The organism is Bacillus sp. SIMBA_031, assembly GCF_046535225.1.
Classification (GTDB): Bacteria; Bacillota; Bacilli; order Bacillales; family Bacillaceae; genus Bacillus; species Bacillus velezensis.
This window is the reverse complement of the sequence record NZ_JAWRXC010000593.1, coordinates 1-244: the sequence shown is the minus strand read 5'-3', so window position 1 is coordinate 244 and position 244 is coordinate 1. Positions and strand designations below refer to the sequence as shown.

The following is a 244-nucleotide window of genomic DNA, read 5'->3' as shown; positions in this document are numbered from 1 at the left end:
CCAACACCTCTACAACCGACCATCGGCCAGCCCCGCGGACACCGGGCGCATGACGTTTGACGACGTCATCATGAAGACCGTTGCCTGCCTTGTGGCATTGGTGGTTGGCGCCGGGATTACGCTCTTCGTTGCCCCGGGCCTGTCCAGCGGACTCATGATTCTGGGTGCTTTGGGTGGTTTCGTGCTGGCATTGGTCAACACCTTCAAGAAGCAGCCATCACCGGCGCTGATCCTGGCTTATGCC

At 60.2% G+C, this 244-nt stretch carries 1 protein-coding gene; it reads left to right on the top strand.

Going from position 1 to position 244, the window contains the following annotated elements:
• Window positions 1-244: Bax inhibitor-1/YccA family membrane protein (locus tag SB724_RS21495; RefSeq protein WP_410573063.1), on the top strand; the 244-nt coding region annotated here is incomplete at both ends.